Genomic DNA, 23,302 nt, shown 5'->3' with positions numbered 1-23,302 from the left:
AAGAGGAGGTGCGCGCATGGCGCTGCAGAAAGCGGCCATCATGGTCACGCGAGGCAACAACGTCACGGAGAAGATCGACGTGCTGTTCAACCCGACCGAATATTCGATCGAGACGAGCAACGAATTCAGCTGGGACACGGTGCCGGGCTTGTCGCAGCCGATCGCGTACTTCATCAGCGGCGCGGTGCCGACGCTGACGATGGATCTCTTTTTCGATACCTACGAGAAAGGCACCGACGTCCGCGCCCACACGCAGAAGGTCGCGAAGCTGCTCGACGTGGACAAGGATCTTCACGCCCCGCCGCTGTGCAAGTTCGTCTGGGGCTCGCTCCAGTTCAAGGGCGTCCTCGAGCAAGTCACGCAGAAGTATACGATGTTCCTCGACTCCGGCATTCCGGTGCGCGCGACGCTCGGCGTCACGTTCAAGGCGGTCGCGAGCGTCAAGGAGCAGTACCAGAACATCCCGCGGCAGTCGGCCGACCGGACGAAGCAGAAGACGGTGAAGCAAGGCGACCAGCTGTGGCGCATCGCCGCCGAGGAATACGAAAATCCGGGGCTGTGGCGCGAAATCGCGAAGGCGAATCGGATCGACGACCCGACGCGGCTCGAGCCGGGCTCCGTGCTGAAAATTCCGCGGCTGCACTAAGACGAATCCCGAAGCGAAGGAGGAGCGAGCATGGCGGACGTCACGCTGTCGACCTCGAGCCATACATACGACGACTTGGCGAAGAAATACGGCGACTTCATGGCGCCGACCGCGAAGGTGAAGCTGAACGGCGCGGACGCGACGTCGACCGGCATGGCGATCACGAACGTGCGCGTGTCGACGTCGACGGCGGTCGATACGGACACGGCGACGCTGACGATCGCGAACGCCTACGACGAGATCGAACGGGATTTCGCCTGGACCGATAAGTACGCCCTCGGCAGCACGATCGAGGTCGAACTCGGCTACAAGGATCAGCTGACGACCGTCTTCTCCGGCTATATCACGGCCGTCAATTATTCGCTGCCGCGCGAAGGCACGCCGGTCGTCGTCGTGACGGGCATGGATTCCTCGATCAAGCTGATGCGGGGCCAAAAAATCGAAACGTGGCAAGACAAAAAGGTGTCCGACATCGCGAAACAAATCGCCTCCGAGCACGGCCTCAGCAGCGAGGTGGACGATACGGGCACGAAAATTCCGCTGCTCGCGCGAGGCCAGCAATCCGATTTTCAGTTTCTGCAAAACATGGCGATCGCGCTCAATTACGAGTTCTTCATCGTCGGCAAGAAGCTGTATTTCCGCAAGCGGTTCGCGAACAAATCGCCGGTCATCACGCTGACCTATATGAAAAACCTGAACGAATTTTCATTGGAGCATAATCTGTCCGAGCAAGTGAGCAAGGTCGAAGTGCACGCCTGGAACGTGAAAGAACAGAAGGAACTGAAGGGCACGGCGACCGAAATCGACAAATCGAACGGAAATACGAAAACGGGGATCAACCTGCTCCAGACGATGGGCGGCTCCAATTTCATCGAACATATATACGCGAACGTCTCCAGCCAAGAGGAGGCGAACACGCTCGCGAAGGCGATCTTGAACGGCCGGGCGCTCAAGCTCGTGACCGGCGAAGGCGAGGTCGTCGGACTGCCCGAGCTGAGGGCCGGCTTGTTCATCAAGATCGAAGGCATCGGCCAGAAGCTGGACGCGGCGTATTACGTGTCCCGCGCGACGCACATTCTTGACGGTTCCGGTTACGTCACTCAATTCCAAGTCCAAGGGAACGTGGTCTAATGCTTTACGATTCGATGAATCAAGCGAACGCGCGCATCCTGCCGAAGATCGACGGCGTCGTCGTCGGGATCGTCACGAATAACAAGGACCCGGAAAACAAAGGGCGCGTCAAGGTTAAGATTCCGATGCTGACTCAGGAAACCGAGTCCGACTGGGTGCGGATCGCACAGCCGATGGCCGGGAAGGAGAACGGCACGCTGATCATCCCCGAGGTGAACGACGAGGTGCTGCTGGCGTTCCAGCTGGGCGACATCTCGCAGCCGTTCGTCGTCGGTTCCCTCTGGAACGACAAGAACAAGCCGCCGGCGGGCAAGGACGACAAGAACAACGTCCGCAAGATCGTCTCCCGCGCCGGCCACGAGCTGACGTTCAACGACAAGGCCGGCGACGAGAGCGTGTCGATCGTCACGAAGAAGGGCCTCAAGCTCGAGATGACGGACAAGGACGAGACGATCAAGCTGCAGGATAAACCCGGAACGAACGCCATCACGATCAAGGGCGGCAGCGCCGGCGAGATCGAAATCAAGACCGGCTCGACGAAGGTGACGATCAACAGCAAGGGCGATGCGACGGTGGAGAGCATGAAGAAGCTGACGCTGAAGTCGACGGAGGTCGCGATCGAGGCGACCGCGAAGCTGAGCCTTAAGGGCGGCGCGATGGTGGACATCGCGTCGGACGGTATGCTGAACATCAAGGGCTCGATGGTGAAGATCAACTAACGTTCCGGAGCGGAGGAGGCTGGAGGATGTCGAAGGCGTTTTTGGGAAAAGGATGGAAGTTCCCGATCGAGGTGGACGAGGCGACCGGCCGCATCAAAATGTCGGAGCACGAGGACGACATTCAAGAGTCGATCCGGGTCATCATCTGGACGTCCCGAGGCGAGCGCATCATGCGTCCGACCTTCGGCTCCGGCATCGAGCGGTTCCTGTTCGAGAGCACGGACGACATGACGCTGCGGCTTATCGAGTCCGAGCTCGAGGAGGCGGTGCGCGTCTGGGAGCCTCGCGTGCACAACGTCGAGGTGAAGGTCGTCCGCGACGCGCGCGAGGCGGAGAAGCTGCTGATCCACGTGCAATACGAAGTGCGCACGACGAACAACTTGTTTAACCAAGTGTACCCGTTCTATTTGCACGAGGGCGCTAATTAGGGGAGAGACGAATGGTCAATCATAGCTCCGGCGGGGACCCCCGGGTCTTATCCCCGACCGTCGATCATCGCGACGCCGCCGCGCTCATCGAACAGATGAAGCGGCTGGCGCCGTATTATACGCCGGAATGGCGGTTTCGGCCCGACGATCCGGATCCGGGCACCGCGCTGTTTCTCATGTTCGCGAAGCTGCTCGAGGGCAACATTCGCCGTCTGAATCAGGTGCCGTACAAGAGCTTCCTGACGTTCCTGAATCGGTTCGACGCGAGGCTGCTGCCGGCGCGTTCGTCGCTCGCGCAGGTCGTCTTCGAGCTGGCGGAAGGCGCGACGGAGCCGGTGTACGTCGAGCAGGGAACGCAGCTGTCCGCGCCGCCGCCGCCGGGCGAGCTCGAGCCGGTGCTGTTCGAGACGCAGGACGCGCTGCTGGTCTCGCCGGCGAAGCTGACCGATTGTTTGTCGGTCAGCCCGAAGCGCGACCGCATCGTGCGGCTGCAGGAGGAAGCGAACGAGGACGAAGCGCGGGCGTTCGCGAAGATCGAGCCCGGTCCGGACGGACGCGGCGTCGCGCTGTTCGGTCCGGAAGGGACGAACCTGCAGGAGCATGTGTTTTATTTGAAGCACGACTTCCTCTTCCTGCTGAACAGCCCGACCTACATCGAGATGACGGTGAAAAATACGCGCAACGGGTACGCCGTGCCGGAGACGGTGCGGTATTTGTCCGATCGGAGCGCGGTGGAATGGGAATATTTCAGCGGCGGCGAGTGGGTCGCGTTCGACCGCGTGTTCGGCAACGGGGCTCGCATCCGGCTGACGAAACGGCGGCGCGCGCGAATCGATCGGACGACGTTGTTCGGCGAAGAGGGCTACTGGATCCGCTGCCGGGCGAGATCGCTCGACGAAGCGACGGGGACGCCGCAGCTCGCGAGCGTGCAGCTCGACATGCTAGACCTGAAGAGCGACTTCCTCGTCGCGAAGGACGGGGACGGCATCGCGCCGGATCGGCTGTACTTTAACGACATTCAAGTCGAAGCGGACGAATGCCAGCCGTTCGGGGATTTCTTCGCGCCGTACGGCGTGTTTTATATCGCGAACCGCGAGGCGTTTTCGAAGCGGGGCGCGAACGTGACGATGCAGTTTCAGTTGAATTTCCGGCAGAACCGGCTGCTGCCCGACCGACCGCCCCAAATCAACTGGAAGCCGATCATGAAGCGGGCCGAGGTCGACAAGACGGAAATTCCGGATCCGGTGACGATCGCGAACGTTCATTGGGAGTATTGGAACGGTCGCGCTTGGGTGCGCCTGCCGGCGGAGGACGACGCGCAGCGCATCTTCCATCTGCCGTACGAAGGGACGGAGCCGCGCGAGATCAAGTTCGTCGTCCCGGAGGACCTCGAGGAGTCGGCGGTCAATTCGGAGGACAACTTCTGGATTCGCGGACGCATTCTTTCGGTGCAGAACGCATACAGCAACAACGCGGTATATTATTCGCCGACGATCAAGCGGCTGCGATGCCGCTTCGAATATCCCGAGCCGGTCTATCCGCCGCAGCGATTCGCGATCCGAAACAACCTCGAGGTGCAGGATCGCACCCTCGAGGCGCGTTCCGGCGGCTTCGCGTTCCGGCCGTTCCTGAAGCTGGACGGCGGTCACCCTGCGCTCTGGCTCGGCTTCGACAAGCCGCCGGAGCGAGGGCCGATCCACTTGTATTGGTCGCTGCGGACGAAGCGGACGCTCGACCGGGACGTGCCCCTGATCGAATGGGAGTACCTAAAGCGCAGCGGCGGCGGTGCCGTCTGGGCGCCGCTCGCGGCGGCGGACGATACGAACGGCTTCACGCGCAGCGGCACGGTCCAGTTCGTCGGGCCGCGCGACTTCGCTTCTCATTCCGCCTTCGGCGTGGAGCGGTATTGGATTCGCGCGGTGAACCGCGACGCGTCGCTCGACGCCGAGGAACGAGCGGCGGACGCGCCGCGGGCGCTCCATGCGACGCTCAATTCGGCGCTCGCGAAGCAGCAGGAGACGCTGAAGAACGAGCTGCCGCAGCGCGTCGAAACGTACGACACGGTCGACGAAACGGTTCGCGTCGAATACGTCCTCTCTCGAACGCCGGTGCTCTCCGAAGAGGTGTGGGTCGACGAGACGGAGACGATGTCCGAGGAAGAGGCGAGGAAGCTCGAGGAGGAAGGCGTCGCGACCGAGATCGTACGCGATACGGCGGGCGACATGATGCGCTGCTGGGTTAAGTACGCGGCGGTGCCTCACTTCGTGTTGTCCGGTCCGCATGACCGGCACTACGCGCTCGATCGAGCGTCGGGGAGGCTGTCGTTCGGCAACGGGCAGCAAGGGAAGCTGCCGCCGAAGCTGACGGAAGACTCGGTCCGCGTCACTTACGCGACCGGGGGCGGCCGGCGCGGCAACGTCCCGGCGGGAGCCATCGCTTCGATTCGCGCCTCGATCGCGTACATCGACGCCGTGCGCAATCCGGAGCCGGCCGCCGGCGGCTGCGATTCGGGCACGGTGGAGGAAGCCATTCGCCGAGGACCGAAGCTGTTCACCCACCGGCATCGGGCGGTGACGGCGGAGGACTTCGAATGGCTGACGCGGGAGGCGCATCCGAACGTGGCGAAGGTGAAGTGCCTGCCGAACGTGAACGTGAAGCTCGAGAAGGAGCCGGGCGCGATCTCGATCGTCGTCCTGCCGAAGTCGGGCGTCGGCGGGGGACCGTTCTTCCAGGAGCTGAAGCGCCACGTAGAGAAGGAGCTGATCCGGCGGGCCGCCGCGAACGTCGCGTTCCCGGGCGCCATCCAGGTGATGGATCCGGCCGTGCTCGAGATCGGCGTCCAGGCGACGCTGTGGGTGCGGTCGATGGAGGACGTCGTGCCGGTGGAGCGGGAAGCGGTGAAGCGCTTGAACCGCTTCCTCGATCCGCTGACCGGCGGCGCCGACGGCGCCGGCTGGGACATCGGCCAAATCGTGCACCGATCGATGTTCTACGCGCTGCTCAAGGCGGTCGGACCGGTGCTGCATATTCCGCAAATTTCGCTCTCCGTCACGAAGGCGGAGAACGGCGAACGCGTCGAGTGGAATCCGGAGCGCATCGGGGACGTGCCGCACGGCATCGTCGTTCCGGGCGAGCACCGCATTCTCGTGGAAATCGGCAAGTAGCATTACGGCAAAATCGAAACAGGTTACGCAGGGGAGGGGGATCGCAGGCATGCTGCCGTTACCGAATTTGGACGACCGCACGTTCGAGCAGCTGGTGCGGGAAGCCCGAGACTTGATTCCGGGCGTCTTCCCGGAGTGGACCGACGAAAACGCGCACGACCCCGGAATTACGCTGCTCGAGATGCTCGCATGGCATCTCGAGGTGCAGCAGTACCGTCTGGACCGGCTGACGGCGAACCACGAGCGCAAGTTTCTGAAGCTGCTCGGCGAGTCGCCGCTCCCGCGCGCGCCGGCGCGTTCATCGGTCGTCTTCTCCGGCGCGGACCGGGCGCTCAAGCTGCCCGTCGGCACGGTGCTGCGCGCCGGAGATACGCCGTACGAGACGGAACGGCCGCTGACGGTCGTGCCGGCGGACGGCGTCCGGCTGTCGGTTACGACCGCGTCCGGCAGCCGCGAAGTGTCGGCGGGGGACGAGAACGGGCATGCGCCGTTTTATCCGTTCGGCCAGGACGGCGAGGTCGGCGCCCGGTTCTCGATTCGGTTCCGGGAGCCGCTGCCGGCGAACGAACCGCTGTCGCTCTGGATCGAGCTGGCGTTCGACGGCGGCCTCGAGGCGAAGCGCATTCCGCCGAACGAAGCCTCGTTCGTGCCGTCCGGCACGGTCGAGTGGACGTATTGGGCGGAGGCGGAAGACGGTACGGCGACATGGACGCCTCTCCCGCTCGAGCTGGACGAAACGTACGCGTTCCACCAGAGCGGCTCGATCCGATTCCACCTGCCGGCGACGACCCGCCGTTTATCCGTGCGGATGACCGGCGGCGCGTACGATAGAGTTCCGCGCGTCCGCAAGCTTCACGTGAACGAGACGTCGGCGGCGCAAGGCTTCTCGCATGCGGTCGTCGAGACGTTCGACGGCACCGGGGCGCCGGACCTCGCGCTGCGGCCGCGGCACGCCTTGTTCTCGCGCGGCGTCGTTCAGGCGCAGACGCGCAGCGGCGCGGATGGCGGCTGGGTCGACTGGGATGAGGTCGAGTCGTGGCCGGACGGCCCGAGCCGGGCGTTCCGGACGTCGCGGGACGACGCTACGGGAGAAGTGACCGTTACGTTCGGCGACGGCGTCCATGGCGCGATTCCGCCGGAGGGCGTCGGCGCGATCCGCTTGATCGCCGTCTCGCCGGAGCTGTACGGGCGCGCCGCTTGCGGCGCCGGCACCGGCATCTCCGGTCAGCGGGTCAAGCTGCCGATCGGGCCGGCGCTGCCGGGCGCGCTGCTCGTGCAGGTCGGCTGGGTGCCGGAAGGCGCGTCCGCGCCGGTATGGCACGATTGGCGCCGGGTCGACGACTTCGACCGGTCGCGCCCGGACAGCCGCCACTACGCGCTGGACGACGCCGAGGGCGAGCTTCGGTTTTCGGGCGGCGAACGCGGCGCGGTGCCGCCGGCGTCCGGCTTCCCGAACATCCGCGTCATCGGACTTCGCGTCGGCGGCGGCGCGATCGGCAACGTGAAGGAAGGCCGGATCCGATCCAGCGACGACTCCGTCGTCGCCGAGTCGCTGATCATCGAGAACGTTCGTCCGGCGGAAGGCGGCGCGGAGCCGGAGACGACGGGCGAGGCGCTGCGCCGCGTGCAACGCGGCGTGTTAGAGCCGGACTGCGGCGTGACCGAAGAGGACATCGAGCGGCTCGTGCTGGCCGTACCGGGCATCGCCGTCTCGCGCGTGAAGGCGATTCCCGGTTTCCGGCCGGGACTCAGGAACTACCCGGAGGAGCGAACGCTCGGCGACGTGACGGTCGTCGTGGAGCCGAGGTCGCAGCGCGAGGCGGCGAAGCCGAGCGCGGGCTTCCTTCAGACGGTGCGCAATTACTTGGAGCCTTATCGGCTGCTGACGACGAAATTCCATGTCGTGCCGCCGGAGTACGTGAAGGTCGGCGTGCGCGCGATCGTCGTCGTCGACCCTCGGTACGAAGCCAAGGAGAGCCGGGTGCACGAGGCGATCGACCGGTGGTTCGCGCGCTGGGACTTCGGACGTTCCGTATACAAGGGCGACGTCTACGACGCGATTCACAGCGTCCCCGGCGTCGTGTACATTCAAGACGTGTGGCTGATGGCGGACGGCAAGGACGTGTTCAAGGAGGAAGGCGGCGACGTCCGCATTCCGCCGAACGGTCTCGTCGTCAGCGGCGCGCACGAAATCGAGTTGTTGTCATCCGGGCGATAAGGAGGGGAGTTAGGTGAGCGAAGCGCGTTATTTCTCGCTGCGCGGGATCGCCGCATGGCGGCGCGGCGTCCGCATGCATCTGACGGCCGACGACGAAGGCCTCACGATCGTGCGTCAGGACGTCTACCGCCCGACGCGTCGCGACGAGGCGGACCATCCGCGCATCGTCCGTCCCGTGGCGGACGCCGCCGCGGACGCTAGCGGGCGATGGTTTCTGTTGGACGGCGCGGCCGGCGTCTGGAAAGCCGACATGGTCAGCGGACATACCGAGTCGCTGCTGCCGCCGGGCCACGGCTGGTTCGGAAGCGGCGCGTCGGTCGCGGTCTTGAGCGACATGTGGGCCGCCGCGGACTCGGAGAGCAGCCCGACGCTGGCGCTGCTGTCGTCGGATAACGCCCAGGTGCTCTGGGCGAAGTCCGACTGGGACGGCAAGCCGTTCCGCGCGCATGCCGTCGCGGCGGACGGAGCCGACCGGACCGTCGTCTTGGCCGTCGTCGAAGAAGACGCCGGTCCCGTCTTCAAGCTGCTGCGATTCGAGCCGTCGGGCGAGCCGGCCGGGACGTTGGACGTCGACCTCGACGTCCGTTCGGCGGCAGCCGACGAGGGTGACGCTCCCTCAGCCCTCCGACCGCGGCGCTTCGAGCTGTCGCTCGGCGCCGGCGGCGCCGGCTGGCTGCTCGACCGCGACGCCTTCGCCGCGCTGCCTTTCGACTTCGACGCCGCGGAGCGCCCGGCGTTCGTGCCGCTGCCGGAGGCGGCGACGCCCGCGGCCGCGATCCTAGCCGCGCCGGACGGCGGCGCATGGCTGATCCGCCGAGCCGAAGCGGGCGGCGGACGCGCGCTGCTGCGCCTCGGCCTGGACGGACGGACGGAGCCGGTCGGCGAAGCGGGCCCCGGCGGCGCGGACCGGCTGCAGGCCGGCCAAGGCGGCCGGATGTACGTCTGGGACAACGAAGAAGCGGTCGTCACGACGCTGCGAGCGAAGCCCGAGACGGCGATATGGGAGCCGTTCCGCCGGCGCATGGGCGTCTGGATCGGAGGCGCGCTCGACAGCACGTCCACCGAGACGGAGTGGCACAAGATCGTCGTCGACGCGGTCGGCGAACCGGATACGCAGGTTCGAGTGCGCTATTACGCGTCGGATCGGAAGGCGGCCGTCGTCGACGGGCGGCTGGTCCCGGATTTGGACCGGTACGTCGCCGATCCCGCGATCGAACCGGACGTTAAACTGGCGGCGCTGCGCGAGCTCTGGTCGGAGCCGATCGTCGATCCGAAGGATGCGCTTCTATTTAGGGCCAAAGGCCGATATTTATGGTTATATATCGAGCTGATCGGCTCGGAGGCGAACGCGCCGACGGTGCGGGGGGTGCAGGTGCATTTTCCGAGACAATCGTACGTGAACGACCTTCCGGCGCTGTATCAGCAAGACCCCAAAAGCAAGGATTTCCTGGAACGGTTTCTCGGCTTGTTCCAGACGATGCTCGAAGAGACGGACGCCGGTATCGCGGGCGTGCCGCGGTCGTTCGATCCCGAGGCATCCTCGGGTCCGTCGCTCCGCTGGCTGCTGACGTGGATCGGTCTCCGGGAGGACGATCATTGGACGGACGAACAGCTGCGCAAGCTGCTCAAGGCCGCTCCCCGCATCTATAAGCTGCGGGGCACGCGGTACGCGCTGGAGACGTTGATCGAAATTTACACGGGCGAGAAGCCGATCCTTATGGAATACGATCAGCTGCGTTCGCTGAAGGAGCATTCGGAGCTCGGCGAGGTGGCCGAGAAGCTGTACGTCACCGATCCGCACGGGTTCAACGTATTAGTGAAGCCCGAGCACGCGGACACCGATACGAAACGGGCGACGCTGCAGCACTTGATCGACAGCTGCAAGCCGGCGTTCGCGACCGCGAGGCTCATCGTCCTGCAGCCTTGGGTGTACATGGATTTGCACTCTTACCTCGGTCTCAACACGGTGTTGTCGGAGCCTACGCTGCTTACGCTCGACGGGCGCTCTTCGATGCCGCACCATACGATCACAATCGACGTCGGCCAAGACAACCGGGTGGATCAGCACACGCGGCTGGAGCTCGATTCGCGGTTGGAATAACCATAGGAAAGAAGGAATCAGCGAATGAACAAGTCGAGATACGTGCCATTCGAGCGCAACCGGTATTTCTACGGCAAGCTGTTGACCGTACGGGATTTCGTATCGGAGCAGACGTACGTCTCCGACAAGCGGAGGCTGACCAACCGACTCTTGTTCGGCAGCGGCGTCGTGGCGGGATTGCAGGTGGTGGCGGTCGACGAGAAGTCGGTCTCCGTGGAAACCGGGGTCGCGCTCGACCAGCTCGGCCGCGAGATCGTCGTGCCGTCGCCGGTGACGCTGAAGCTGTCGATGCTCGAGGGCTTCACGAACAACGAGTACGCGAAGAACGTCTACCTATGCATCGGCTATGACGAGAAGGGCAAGGAGCCGGTTCACTCCGTCGCCGGCGCGTCGGGGCGCACCGAGGAAGTGAGCGAGCATAACCGCATCATGGAGGGCTATCGGCTGTTCGTCCGCGAGGAAGCGCCGCCGCCATCGGCTTTCGAGTACAGCGATCTGGTCGAGGAGACGAGCGTGTGGTACCAGGACGCGCAGGTGCGCGTGCTGCAGACGGTACCGCGGTACGTGACGCCCGGCGAGACGTTCGAGCTGAAAATTCGGATCGAGAAGACGCTGCAGACGCCGCATGTCGAGTTCGAATATACCCCCGATTGGACCGGGGTCGAAGCGGCGGACAGTCTGCTTGAGGAAAATGGCGGCCGCATCGTCTTCTCCGAGCCGACGGACGGCGGGAAAGCGTCGTATACGACCGTCGCGACGCTTCGCGCCTTGCCGCTGCCGGACGGCGAAGCGTCGATGAACGCATCGCTGCGTTCCCGCCGCGGCACCGCCCGGCTCGTCGTCGGCGAGCGGCTCGTCACGGAGCTGTCCGACGTGCGGCAGTCGATCGAGGTGGCGGAGGAGTCCGCGTCGGCTCGCATGCTGCGCGCCTTCCACGAACGGTCGCTCGACCGCGCGATCGACGCGCCTTCGGAACCTTGCGTCTACTTGGCCAAGGTGAACCTGCTGCAGATGGGACCGACGTACGTCATCGACAGCGTCGAGCGGGTGCCGTTCGACGAATACGTCATCAATCCGTCGATGCTGTACCGCATCGTCGGCAGCAAGGGCGGCACGGAAGAAATTATCCGCACCGTGCGCGAGGCCGCGGCCTCCGTCCTGCCGGCGCTGAACGCGCCGATTCCGTTCCCGGCGCCGCAGGCGGCCGAGGAACCGTACGAGGACGAGGAAGAAGAAGAGGCGCCGCCGGAGAAGCTTCATGACACGGGCATCGTCGAAATTTCCATCATTCCGCCGAAGAAGCTGAAGTGGTGGCATCGCAAGCAGCGGGATTTCTACTCGGAGGAAATCGAGCACGCGCTCGGCGAAGGCTCCGTTCAGTTCGAGGTGGCGCTCTCGGACGAAAAGGAAGAGCTGGCGCTTCCAGAGATGTGGGATCGACGCGACGCCGTCTACTTCGGGGCGACCGAAGTGTTCGCGAAGAGCGAATACGATTCGGGCCTCCCGCGCGTGTCGATCGGTACGATCTCGTACCCGAAGAAGGGCACGTTCCGCATCGGCGTCCGCGTGCTGCAGAAGACCGAGCGGACGCGTCTGCGCATCCGTTGGTGGGCGACGAAGCAGCCGCAGGAGGAAGGCGCGGCGTTCGGGTCCGCCTTCGGCGTCTTCGACGAAGCGGCGAACGCTAAAGAGGCCGCGGCGGCGAGGAGCTGACGCCCGACCTTATTTTCGACTGGATCGATTGAACCGGCGAGCGCTCGCATCCAAGGGAGAAGGCTGAAGAGCCGCCGTTGAAAACGGAAAAGCTAAAGCTGACCGGCCGGCTCGCCGCCGGCGTCGCCCACGAAATCCGTAACCCTCGGACGGCAATCAAGGGTTGCTTCGGCCGATGCTGCGCGGCTATCAGCCGGAATACGTGAGCTTGACGAACGACGAGCCGCGGCGGGGCGAATCGATTCCGAACGCGCCGCGACGTTCGAAAGCGAGCTCGGCCGAGGCACGGTCGTTACCGTTCGGCTGCCGCTCCTTCCAGCTTCGCATGGATGAACGGGTGGCTTTCGAGCTGACGCTGCCTCTCCGGAGGCTGGGTCCCCTTGTACGCCCAAACTTCGCCCTCCTTCTCCCAACGCTCGATGGAGCGTTCGTAAGGGGCGTCTTCGTCGGCGCGGAAGCCGACGCCGGCCGTCACGACGCCCGGCAGCTTGTCGCTTACCCAATAGACTCGTTTTAACATCGCTTCATCGCGCCTCCTAACGTGCTTAGAGAGGAATGGACAGATATTCAATTTGTATGAGACTGGAGCGATTCGCATGCGGTTTTTCTCGTTGACGACTTGGAGCTTGCATCGAAATCTCGGCCCGCTGCGTTGGACGCGCTGGGACGGCGCCGGAGCGAAGCATTACACGGAGACGCAGGAGCAGCCGGAGCTGCTGTCGCTGCCCGAATTGCCGGCCGCGCTAGCGGAGAAGGGATATGAAGCGGCGAACGTCTGCCACTTCCATATTCCGGACGTTGGAGAGGAGTATGCGCGGCGGTTACGCGGATCGTTCGAGACGGCGGGCGTTCGATTGTTTACGCTGCTGCTCGATTACGGCGATATTTCGTCCGCCGACGACGTTCGGCGCGAGGCCGACTTGGCATGGCTCAAGCGGTGGATCGACTTCGCCGCCGCCGCCGGGGCCGAGCGCGTGCGCGTCGTCGCGGGCGAGTCCGCGCCGGATGACGCTCGCGCGTTGGAGCGGTCCGCGGAAGGTCTGCGCGAGCTGTGCGATTACGCGGAGCCGCGAGGCGTTCGGGTCGTAACGGAAAACTTCCGTCCGCTTACGTCGACGGCGGACAATTGCTTGGCGCTGCTCGAGGCTTGCGGGGATCGGCTCGGACTGATCGCGGACTTCGGCAACTTCGGCGGTCCGGGGAAGCTGGAGGAGCTTAGCCGCATCGCGCCGCGCGCCGAGGAAATCCACGCGAAGGCGAAGACGGACGCGGAAGGGTTCCCGGACGCGGACGAGCTGCGAAGCTGCCTCGATCTCGTGCGCGACGCCGACTTCGCGGGGCCGATCACGCTCGTGTACGACGGCCCGGGCGACATGTGGGCGGGCATCGAGCGGGTGCGCTCGATCGTCGCGCCGTACGTCGCGGATTAGATGGAAAATACCGTCCGTGCGCACTTTAACGGGAAAACCTCCCTCTTTTTCGTTCCGAAACCGGCCGTTTGGCCGGTTCGGGCTCGATTAGAGGGAGGTTTTCCATGTAAATGGCGGATTTCCGTCTACCGTCCGAGCTCGAGCCACACGGGGGGCGCGTCGACGCCGCGGATGTACGCGGCGGCGCCGGCGCCGCGGGCGGTCGACGTCCAGACGTCGGCGGGATATCTCGGCCGGCCCGCCGAGCGCACCCAGGTCAGCCGCTTCGCGGAGGCGACGTACATGGGACGGAAGTCGCCGCTGCCCTCGGGCGGTCTTGTGATCCGCTTGGCGCTCCCGATCTTCAGGTCCAGCGCGTACAGCGACGGCTCCGCGTTCGGGACCGGGCCTTCGTCCCAGGACAGCTCGGGCGCCCGGGACACGACGACAAGGTCGGGGCGCAGCCAAGCGAAGCCGATGTCCATGACGCCCGGCGGCGTGAACGACGGCGCGATCGACGAAGGGGCGTCCTTATACTCGAAGCGTTTGTTCGACACCTCGAACCGACCTTCCCCGTCGATGTAGCCGAGTCGGCTTCTTCCGGGGGCCCAGCCGTACCAGTCTTCGCGCGACAGCATCTTGCCGATGGCGAAGAAACGCGCTCCGTCCGCGGACATCAGGCACAGCGTATTGCTGTCCATCGACCACGAGGCGGTCGGCTCGGCGACGAAGGCGACCCATCGGCCGTCCGGCGACCAACGGAACGGGCTGACCGAAACGGCCAGGAACCGTTCGGTCGGTCCCGGCAGCGTAAGGAGCGGTCTCGTCTCGCTCGCCTCGCCGTCGACCCCGCGGAACCGGACGGCGTACAACGTAAGCGGCTTCCACTCGCCGCCTTCGCGCATCGGGAGCGACGCCGCGAGCAGGCCGCGGTCGTCCGGCAGCCAACCGAATCGGCCGACGTCGACCGCGCGCCGGACCGGTTCCGACGGGGCACCGTTTTCCGCGTCCAAGTTCACCGTGTATACCTCGCCGTCCATCCGATACGCCAGCTTCGCCTCGCGGTGCGCCCAAACCGATTCCCCGCATCCGCCGCACAGCTTCGTCTCCTTCCCGTCCTTCACCCGGTACACCCATATTTCATCGCTCGGTTCCAACGTCTCGTAGGCGAGCCATCGGCCGTCGCCGGACCAAGCGACCGCGCGTACGGGGGCGGAGCGGTCCGCGAGCAAGCGTTCGCTGCGCCCCTCCTTCAGCCAGAGATTGCCTTCCCGGATGAAAGCGCCGGTCAACTCCGGCGGTCGTTCAAGTTCTTTCGCGCGAGCGACGCTGCCGCTGCCGTTTCCGGCCAACAAGGTCGCCGCGACGAACAAGGCGATCCATCTCCGCATCGTTCACACCCCTTTGGTTTAAGTTTCCTGTTTTCCCAGCGAATTATGTGCGGTACGAGGGAAGGGTCCTTCAGTGGAAGCTGTGTACCGTTCCCAGAGCAAGGGGGAGGAGGGACACCGCTGTCGGGCGCATTTTCTAAGCTGATTTCTTTCGTTCAGGTTAGGAGGGGGTAACGCGATCCGAGCAGAGGGAATGAAGTTGGAAAGGGCGGAGGAGCCGATGGAAAACGAAACAAACCGTCGATGATATCGACGGTTTGCGCGGCGAAGCTTATACGGTTTTCCGAACGGTGCCGGAGACGGGCTTGCCGCCTTCGTCGACCCGAATCGTATACGTCGTGCCGTTCCATTGGTAGATGCGCTCGTCGTCGGCGTCGATCGAGAACGGGCCGATCGACGGCTCTTGCGCCGCCGATTCGGCCAATCTCGCCGCCGCGCGGTCGAGCGCGTCGCCCGGGAGCAGGCGCACTTCGCTGACGCCGTTCGTGCCGTCCTCGAGCGCCGACAAGACGAAGATCAGTCGAAGATCCTGATAAGCAAGAAGCAAATCCGCGTTCGGCGCCGGCTCCGCGGGAACGAAGACCGGTTCCGCCGGAGCTTCTTCCGCCGCATCGCCTTCCGTCGCCGGGTCGTCCGACGAAGCCGTCGGCGCCTCCGGTATCGTAACCGCTCCGCCTTCGATGTCGAACGTCGTCGGGGGACCGCCCAACAGCTCTTCGAGACGGGCGGCCGTCGCGCCGAGGAAAGCCGCGTAATCCGGTTCGTTGTCCTTGAACATGCCTTGGAACGCGACCGTGCCGTCCGGCCGCAGCCACGTCCCCGGGCCGTTCATGCGTCCGTTCGCGAACTTGCCGCGGTATTCGACGGTGCCGAGCGAGCCGTACCGTTCCCCGTCGCCGTGGAACTTGCCCGCCATGAACGAGCCGACGTACGCCGGCATGCCGTTCGTGGCGAACAATCGGCCCTCGCCGCTGTATTCGCCTGCCGCGAAGGCGCCTTCGTACTGCTTGCCGCCGTTCGGATAATACATGACGCCTTGCCCGGTCGGCAGTCCGTTGCTGAACATGCCTTCGTAGCGGACGACTCCGCCGACGGTCAGCAGCTTGCCGGCTCCGTTATATTTGCCCGCGAGGAACGCGCCTTGATAGCGAATGTTGCCTGCGCCGTCGTATTCGGTGCCTTCGCCCGCGTACGCGCCGTTCGCGAAGGCGCCTTCGTACAGAAGAACGCCGGCTTCGTCGAACAGCCGCCCCTGTCCGCTCGGCATGCCGGCCTGGAATTCGCCCTGATACCGTACGGCGCCGTTCGGGTAATAACTCGTGCCTTGTCCCGAGTACATGCCCGCCGCGAACGAACCGGCGTACAGGAGGACGCCTTCGCTGTCGTAGGCGCTGCCTTGGAGCAGCTGACCCTTTTCGAACGTGCCTTCTTGCAAGACGGAACCGTCGGGCTCGAACAGCTTGCCCGGTCCCTGGTACAGCCCCTCGGCCAATTCGCCCTCGAAGAGGAGCGAACCGTCGGCGGCGTACAGCTTCGCCGCGCCGGTGTACGCCGCCGCGGTGCCGTCTTGGGCGACGGTGACCGCGGGCTTGCGCGCGAGCAGCTTGTTCACGAACTTCGGGGGCTTGATGAAAATGAGAAAGTATAACGCCAAAATAACGATGACGACGATAACGATCAGCTTCTTGGAGACGTAGTAGTTGCCGATCGGCACGTAGCTCGCCTTCGTGATTTCCTTCTGCCCCAATATCTCCTTGAATTTCTTCTTCAGCCATTTGACCAGAAGCTTCGGCCAGCTTTTGGCCCGCTTCAGCGGCATTAGAATCTTCTTCTGGATCGGGGTGATGAACGGTTTGACGATTTTCTCGATCACGGGGTTCGTCTCCTTCGGCGGTCCTTCGAATTTGGCGGACTACGGTACCTGAATCGTCATTTGGCCCGGTTGGGCGACGGAGATGACGCCTCCCCAGTTGCACATGCATTTGGACGTGTTGTTCAGCGCGGGCATGTTGGCCACGAGCACGGTCGGCGAGCCCGGCGCCCACGGCGCGGCGGTCACCGGAACGCACGGCATCGGCGTCAGCGCGCCGAAGGCGGCGGCGGTCGCGGAAGCGACGGTCGGGTTCGCCAGCGACTGGCACATGCCGAACGGCAAAATGTTGACCATCGGCTTATTGTCCATGATGTTGGCGATCGGCATGGACGTGAGCACGCGGTTGGCCGGAAGCACCATTAGCGAGCTCGGCGCGACGCCGAACGAGCATTGGAGCATCGCTCCTCCGCATACGAGCTGACCCATGAAGGTTCCCCTCTCCGATCCGATTCATATCCTCGTATTATACTACTTTTTACCCGTTTTTGGGGGGGCGTTCCAGGTTAAAATTTTACATAATTAAAAGCACAAACGGTTTTTTTTGTAGTACTATGAACTTATGTCGAAATTGCTACGGAACCGGTAGCGAGCAGAAAGAGGGGAACGGCCGGGTGAAACGGCGAACGACGGCGACCTTGCTCGCCATCGCAACGACCATGAGCGGCTGCTTCGCGGGAACGACCGTTACGTCCGTCCTGGGACCGGCGCTCGCGTCGGCCGCGGAAGGCGTCGAACCGCTGAACGCGGCCTGGGGGAAAGCGGTCGCGGCGGCGGCCGAAAAGCATTCCGGCCTAGAAGTCTACCGGACTATGATTCAACAGAAATCTACCGACGTGACGGCGGCGATCGACCGGTCGCGCGCCTCGCTGCTCGAGACGGGCGGCGAGGATGCGACGCTCGAGGGCGATCTGGCGAAGCTGAGCCGGCTCGCCTCGGCGAATCAGCAGCTGTTCGGCGCGAAGGAAGATTTGAAGCTGGCCGCGCGGAACGCGGAGAAGGAAGCGGCGACGATGACGTCGGCGTACGTCGTCGCTGCGGCGAAGGCGGACATCGCGCGGGAGTTCGAGACGCGGATGGCGCAGGCGCGGGACGTCGTCGCGACTCGCGCCCGCTTCGGGCTCGCCGCGCAGGACGAGCTGAAGCGCGCCGAGGAGAAGTACGCGAAGGCGAAAGAGGACGCGGCGGGCGCGAAGAAGGCGATGGACGACGCGGCCCGAAAGCTGGAAGAGACGTACCGCGGCGGCGGCTTGACGAAGTTTCGCGCGTCGGATTTGTTCCTCGACGTACGCGTGGATACGGCGGAGGCGGCCGCGCTCGTTCGTTCCGCGGTCGAGGCGGATCCGACGCTGCGGAAGCTGGAGTCGGCGCGGAAGCTGGAGGAGCAGAAGTATGCGTTCGCGCTGCAGCTGTACCGTTCGTTCTTCGGCGCGGACGCTTTGAAGCCGCTCGAATCGACGCTGCGGCTGCGGCCGGTCGATTACAAGCTGACGCTTAGCGTGTATAACGTGTTTTTGGCCGAGGTGAAACGGAAGGACGCGGCGAGGCCGTTCTTCGAGAAATTGCTGTTTCCCCCGAAGGAGAAGTATCTCGGCGAGCAGCCGTATACGCTTCCGGCGGCGGTGTTGGCGTACGCGACGGCGGCGACGCTGGAGCGCGAGCACGCGAAGGTGCTCGCGGATCAGGTGAACGCGTACTATCTGGCCGCGACGATGGAGGAGACGGCGATGCGCCAGGCGATCCGCGCCGAAGCGGACGCGCTCGCCGCGATGCAGTCGGCGGCGGCGAAGCAGAAGGCCGGACTCGCGGGCGGCGAGGCGCTCGCGGCGGCGCAGGAGGCGTATGCCAAGGCGCGTCTCGACGCCGTCGGGAAGCAGGGGACGTACTTCAACGCCGTCGTCGAATTGCATTACGCGACCGGCGGCGCGTTCGCGAAGCGGCTGTCCGGCGACGCGCGGGCGCCGGTCGGGAAGCCGCCGGCGAAGCCGGGCGAGGCCGGGACCGACGCGTCGGCCGACCAGCCGCTCGTGGCGTACGATCCGGACATGGAGTCGGAGTTGACGGCGGCGGCGGAGCGGCTGCAGGCGCAGGTGGAGGCGGCCGCCGAGAAGGCTGCCGCCGAAGGCGCCGATGAAGGCGCGACCGGCGGCGGAGCGGCCGGCGGCGGCGGAGCGGCGAGCGGCGACGGCGCGACGGGCGGCGACGGAGCGACGAGCGGCGGCGGAACGGCGAGCGGCGCCGGCACGACGGGCGGCGGTGGCACGACGGGCGGCGGCGGAGCGGCGAGCGGCGGCGGCACGACGGGCGGCGGCGGCGCGACGGACGGCGGCGGCGCGGCGAGCGGCGACGGAACGACGGACGGAGACGAGACCGCAAGCGAAGGCGATGCCGGGGAGGACGAGGTCGATGTGACGGCGCTGTTGTTGACGGAGTTCGACCAGTTAACCCAAGCGGCGGAGCTGGCGAAGCAAGCGGGCGCGGCCGACGTCGCCGCGGCGATGGAAGAGAAGCTCGCGGCGGCCGCGTCGGCGATCTTCGAAGCGCTCGGCTTGCCGGCGTCGCCGGGAGGTCCCGGCGCGTCCGGTCCGCCGAGCACGCCCGAGGCGCGCGCGGCAAAGACGGCGGAGCTCGACGCGTTGCTGCCGTACCTCGAGCTCGGCCTGTTCCCGGCGTTGGAAGAGCAGACGCTTGCGGGATGGGTCGAGGACGCGAAAAGCGCGTACGCCGAAGCCGAGCTGCAAGCGCTCGCGGAGGCGAAGCCGTGGACGACGCCGGACGGCGAGACGGCCGATACGCTGCCGGCGACGTCCATCGCGTTCGCGGCGGCGCCCGTCAAGCTGACGGCAGCCCCGGCGCTGATCGGGACGATGGCGTACGTTCCTGTGAGACCGTACGCGGAAGCGCTCGGTTACAAGGTCGTCTGGGACGACAAGACGTCGACCGCGACGCTTCGCGGCGCCGAAGGCTCGATCGCGATTCGCGTCGGAACGAAGGAAGTCGCGGGCTTGTCTGGCCGGATCGAATTGGCGTCGATGACGTATATGACGAACGGGCAGACGTTCGTCCCGATATCCTTTTTCGAGGCGGTATTGGGAATGAAATCGTATTGGAGCGAGAGCTTGCGGCAAGGGGTCGTCTTCGGCGAACCGAGCGCGACGGCGGAACGGAGTGAGGGCTTGTCATGAAAACGAAGTTTTTCCTCCTGCTCTGCCTGACGGCGCTGCTGTTCGCCGGCCTCGGGACGCAGCGGGACTATTGGTCGGCCGCGCCGTATCGAACCGAAGCGGCATATTCGAACATCTCGCGGGTGGCGACCGACGCGCAAGGCTCGCTCTATACGATCGCGGATTCCAAGCGCTCCCTGATCAAGGTGAACCCCGACGGGGAGCTGGTGTATTCGGTTTCGAGCAACGCGGATGCGCTGCCGGGCACGATCCAGCTGTTCGACGGCATCGCGACGGACGAACAGGGCAACGCGTACGTGCTGCTCGCGGTATTGGACTCTTACGGGCTCAAGGTGTCCGGCGAACGCATCCTGAAGGTGTCGCCGGACGGGGAGACGCAGCAAGTGCTGTACGAGGCGGCGTACGCCGCCTCCGAAAACCTGCTCCGCGTCGGCAAAATTCAAGGCCTGTCGGTGAAGGAAGGCGCGGTGCACTTTTTCCGCAAAGAGGTCGATACGATCGTCTTGTTCCGGCTTGCGGCGGGCGGAGGCGCGCCGGAGGAGCTGCGCACGTTCGCGCTGCCGGCGAACCGGTACGTCTCCGAGCTGGCGGGAAGCGATCCGAACAGCTTCTACTTCACCTCCAAGCGCGGCCGGCTGTACGCGGTCGACGCGACGGAGAGTCCGACGATGCTGTACCCCGGCGAAGGCACGGTGCAGTTGAACTTTCCGGTGCAGGTGTTCACGAACGACGGGCGCCACGTCTACTTCATCGATTATCACGAAGCGGCCGTGCAGCGGCTGGATGCCGGCCAACCCCACTACCCGATCCAGTCGCTGTTACGGTACACGCAGCTGACGGAGCAGTTCGGAGACGTCGAGTGGTCGGACTTTACGAATTTATACGTCGGCAACGGGAAGATCACGGTCGCGACGACCGATCAGATCATCGAGGTCGATCCGACGGGACGCGTCACGCATTGGACGAGTACGTACCGGTACCCGACGGCCACCATATGGATGCGATACGCGTACTGGGCGCTCATCTTGGCGGCGGCCGCGTCGTCCTTCGCGACGATCCGCCACCTGTACGTCCACTTGATGAAGCGCCGCATCTCGTTGCTCGTGAAGCAGCTCGGCGTCATCGTGCCGATCATCTTGGCGGCGATGGTCGGGTTGTCCTATTCGGTCTACGACTCGTTCACGAACGAGATGAAGGAAGAGATGCGCGGACAGCTGATGCTGCTCGCGGGCAACGGGAAGCATCTCGTCGACGGCGAGCGGCTGGAGCGGCTGAATTCTCCGCTCGACTTCATGAGCGACGACTATCAGGCGATCAAGCTGCGCATGAACGATCTGCTCAGCCAAGCCGGGGAAAACCGCGATGGTCTGTACAGCACCGTCTACCGGTATATCGACGGCAATCTGTACATTATTATGGACGACGACGACAGCGTAACGATGTTCCGCCCGTTCCTGACGTCCGAGGAAAACTTGCTCGTGTTGGAGAAGGGGCAGATCGTCTCCGGCGAATGGGAAGACGCGACCGGGGAGTGGATGTACGCGCTGGGTCCGCTGTATAACGCATCCGGCGACATCATCGGCATCTACGAAACCGGGAAAGACATGAACGGCGTAAGGCAAAGTCACTTGAAAATTCTGTCCGACGTCCTCGGCATGATCGCGTTGATCGGCGGCGTTATCCTGATCGTGATCACGGTCATGACGGTGTACCTCATCTCGTCGATCCGCAGGCTGCGCCGCAGCGTCAACCTGATCGCCAGCGGCGAATGGGATACCGAGGTCGACATCCGGACGCGCGACGAGGTGGCGGAGCTCGGCGAGCGGTTCAACATGATGGCGAGCTCGATCCGGCGGTACATCCGCGAGGTGACGGGCCTTAGCGAATCGTATTTCCGCTTCGTGCCGCAGCAGTTTTTGAACGTGCTGGGCAAGGGCAATATGACGCAGGTTCGTCTAGGCGATCAGGTGCATCGGACGATGACCGTGCTCGTGTGCAACATGCGGGACTTTTCCGAATTTTCGTCGACGCTGACGCCGGAGGACAACTTCCGGTTCATCAACTCGTTCCTCAAGGTGTTCGGACCGGTCGTGCGGCAGCACGGAGGCTTTACGAGCCGGTATTTGGGGCCGGGCATGCTGGCGTTGTTCCCGAACGACCCGGGCGATGCGCTGAAGGCGGCCGTGAAGATGCGAGAGACGCTCGCCACGTATAACGGCTTCCGCGATAACAGCGGATACCGGGCGATCGAGATCGGCATCTCCATCCATATCGGCGACGTCATGATCGGCATTATCGGCGAGGAGCAGCGGATGGAAGGCAGCGTCGTCTCCGATCAAGTGCGGCTCGCTGGCGAGTTGGAAAAGGCATCCGGCAAGCTCGGCGCCCCCATCCTGCTGACCGAGGAGGCGCTGGCCGCCTGCAAGAGGACGGTGCGTCTCGATTATCGGAAGCTGGGCGCGGTACAACTGTATGGCGAATCGCGTACGATAGAACTATACGATGTCTACGAGGGCGATCCGGAGCCGATCCGCAGGCTGAAGCGGGAGACGCAGCGGCAGTTCGAAGACGCGGTAATGCTGTACCAGAGCGGCCGCTTCTACGACGCGCGGGAAGCGTTCGTCGGGGTCGTGAAGAAAAATCGCGACGATCTCGCCGCGAAGCTGTACTTTTTCGCCTGCGACCATTATTACCAGCACGGCGTGACGCAGGATTGGAACGGGGCTTTGAAGATCGAGTAACGCGAGAGGGGAGTGTCGCAAGATGAGTCCGACCGGAAGCGAGGCGCCGTTCGTCATCAAGCCGGTGAAGACCGGTACGGAGGCGGGGCGCGTATCGGATTTTTTGTTGGGTGAGCATTGCTTCGACGATCAACGATTCACGCCGGGGGAGACGGATCACCTGCGGTGGCTGCCGATGCGCAGCCTGCAGGAGAACGCCGTCATTTGCTGGTACGCGGAGGAGGGCGGCGAGGTCATCGCGGCGATCATCTTCGTCGAGAACGAGCATAAGAGCGGCGGCTACCGGCTCGAGTACTTCGGCGTCCATCGGGCGCACCGGCATCGGGGCTTCGGTTGGCGGCTCATCGAGCGCATGTTCGATTACATTCTCGAAAATAACGGCCGCTACGTCGAGACGTTCACCTGCGACTTGCCGGAATACGCGAGCGCGCGCAAGCTGTTCGAGCGCAACGGCTTCCAATTCATGTGCCGCCTGCCCGACTACTATTATCCGGGCGAAGGCAAGCTGCTGTATTTGCGGATGCTGTCTTCCTAACAAGTTTGAACTCAAGTCCCAGTCTGTAGACTCTGTTCTTAGCGGAACAGG

16 protein-coding genes and 1 pseudogene are annotated in these 23,302 nt (G+C 64.5%); 13 read left to right on the top strand and 4 right to left on the bottom strand.

Annotated features, from left to right (window positions below):
- Nucleotides 1-16 precede the first annotated feature (16 nt).
- From FE782_RS01085 to FE782_RS32725, 9 genes and pseudogenes are all read left to right on the top strand, one after another.
- Entirely contained in the window at nucleotides 17-646 is a 630-nt protein-coding gene (locus tag FE782_RS01085; protein ID WP_138191628.1) for a CIS tube protein, read from the top strand.
- A 30-nt stretch (nucleotides 647-676) separates the two neighbouring features.
- Nucleotides 677-1,777, top strand: coding sequence for a phage late control D family protein (locus tag FE782_RS01080; protein ID WP_138191626.1), 1,101 nt, complete (start codon nucleotides 677-679; stop codon nucleotides 1,775-1,777).
- Nucleotides 1,777-2,496 (top strand): phage baseplate assembly protein V, encoded by a 720-nt coding sequence (locus FE782_RS01075; RefSeq protein WP_138191624.1) that lies wholly within the window; start codon nucleotides 1,777-1,779, stop codon nucleotides 2,494-2,496. Before FE782_RS01080 ends, FE782_RS01075 begins: the two co-directional genes overlap by 1 nt.
- A 26-nt stretch (nucleotides 2,497-2,522) precedes the next feature.
- Entirely contained in the window at nucleotides 2,523-2,924 is a 402-nt protein-coding gene (locus tag FE782_RS01070) for a GPW/gp25 family protein (RefSeq protein WP_138191622.1), read from the top strand.
- 11 nt (nucleotides 2,925-2,935) lie between these two features.
- Nucleotides 2,936-6,088 carry a putative baseplate assembly protein gene (locus FE782_RS01065; RefSeq protein ID WP_138191620.1) on the top strand — a complete coding sequence of 1,051 codons (3,153 nt, stop codon included), beginning with the start codon at nucleotides 2,936-2,938 and terminating at the stop codon, nucleotides 6,086-6,088.
- A 49-nt stretch (nucleotides 6,089-6,137) separates the two neighbouring features.
- On the top strand, nucleotides 6,138-8,306 hold the full coding sequence (locus FE782_RS01060) for a putative baseplate assembly protein (protein WP_138191618.1): 2,169 nt from the start codon (nucleotides 6,138-6,140) through the stop codon (nucleotides 8,304-8,306).
- A gap of 13 nt (nucleotides 8,307-8,319) precedes the next feature.
- A complete protein-coding gene (locus FE782_RS01055) occupies nucleotides 8,320-10,407 on the top strand; it encodes a phage tail protein (RefSeq protein ID WP_138191616.1) in 2,088 nt (695 codons plus the stop codon).
- A gap of 24 nt (nucleotides 10,408-10,431) precedes the next feature.
- Entirely contained in the window at nucleotides 10,432-12,120 is a 1,689-nt protein-coding gene (locus FE782_RS01050) for a hypothetical protein (protein WP_138191614.1), read from the top strand.
- A 53-nt stretch (nucleotides 12,121-12,173) separates the two neighbouring features.
- Nucleotides 12,174-12,284 (top strand): annotated as a pseudogene (locus FE782_RS32725) (hypothetical protein); the annotation flags it as partial.
- A 128-nt stretch (nucleotides 12,285-12,412) separates the two neighbouring features.
- Here FE782_RS32725 and FE782_RS01045 read toward each other — a convergent pair.
- The gene (locus tag FE782_RS01045) at nucleotides 12,413-12,640 is read right to left on the bottom strand and encodes a hypothetical protein (RefSeq protein ID WP_138191612.1); all 228 of its coding nucleotides are present in this window, start codon (nucleotides 12,638-12,640) and stop codon (nucleotides 12,413-12,415) included.
- 76 nt (nucleotides 12,641-12,716) lie between these two features.
- Between FE782_RS01045 and FE782_RS01040 the strand changes: the two genes are divergently transcribed.
- Nucleotides 12,717-13,550: a sugar phosphate isomerase/epimerase family protein gene (locus tag FE782_RS01040; protein ID WP_138191610.1), complete on the top strand. Its 834-nt coding sequence runs from the start codon at nucleotides 12,717-12,719 to the stop codon at nucleotides 13,548-13,550.
- A gap of 125 nt (nucleotides 13,551-13,675) precedes the next feature.
- On the opposite strand, the gene FE782_RS01035 is transcribed toward FE782_RS01040, so the two are convergent.
- The 3 genes from FE782_RS01035 to FE782_RS01025 all read right to left on the bottom strand — a co-directional run bounded on the left by FE782_RS01035 (nucleotide 13,676) and on the right by FE782_RS01025 (nucleotide 17,219).
- On the bottom strand, nucleotides 13,676-14,920 hold the full coding sequence (locus FE782_RS01035; RefSeq protein WP_138191608.1) for a WD40 repeat domain-containing protein: 1,245 nt from the start codon (nucleotides 14,918-14,920) through the stop codon (nucleotides 13,676-13,678).
- A gap of 271 nt (nucleotides 14,921-15,191) precedes the next feature.
- Nucleotides 15,192-16,793, bottom strand: coding sequence for an MORN repeat-containing protein (locus FE782_RS01030; protein WP_138191606.1), 1,602 nt, complete (start codon nucleotides 16,791-16,793; stop codon nucleotides 15,192-15,194).
- Between the two features lie 39 nt (nucleotides 16,794-16,832).
- Nucleotides 16,833-17,219 carry a DUF4280 domain-containing protein gene (locus FE782_RS01025; RefSeq protein ID WP_138191604.1) on the bottom strand — a complete coding sequence of 129 codons (387 nt, stop codon included), beginning with the start codon at nucleotides 17,217-17,219 and terminating at the stop codon, nucleotides 16,833-16,835.
- 185 nt (nucleotides 17,220-17,404) lie between these two features.
- On the opposite strand from FE782_RS01025, the gene FE782_RS01020 reads away from it, so the two are divergent.
- Genes FE782_RS01020 through FE782_RS01010 form a run of 3 tightly spaced genes read left to right on the top strand, consistent with a single transcriptional unit; the run spans nucleotide 17,405 to nucleotide 23,251 of the window.
- A complete protein-coding gene (locus FE782_RS01020) occupies nucleotides 17,405-19,975 on the top strand; it encodes a copper amine oxidase N-terminal domain-containing protein (protein ID WP_138191602.1) in 2,571 nt (856 codons plus the stop codon).
- Nucleotides 19,972-22,716, top strand: coding sequence for a HAMP domain-containing protein (locus tag FE782_RS01015; RefSeq protein ID WP_138191600.1), 2,745 nt, complete (start codon nucleotides 19,972-19,974; stop codon nucleotides 22,714-22,716). The genes FE782_RS01020 and FE782_RS01015 overlap by 4 nt, the downstream gene beginning before the upstream one ends.
- 22 nt (nucleotides 22,717-22,738) lie before the next feature.
- Nucleotides 22,739-23,251, top strand: a complete 513-nt coding sequence (locus FE782_RS01010) for a GNAT family N-acetyltransferase (RefSeq protein WP_138191598.1) — start codon at nucleotides 22,739-22,741, stop codon at nucleotides 23,249-23,251.
- Nucleotides 23,252-23,302 lie beyond the last annotated feature (51 nt).

Origin of the sequence: Paenibacillus antri (assembly GCF_005765165.1) — a bacterium.
GTDB lineage: Bacteria > Bacillota > Bacilli > Paenibacillales > YIM-B00363 > Paenibacillus_AE > Paenibacillus_AE antri.
Note: the sequence above shows the minus strand (reverse complement) of the source record. Positions and strands in the feature narration are given on the sequence as shown.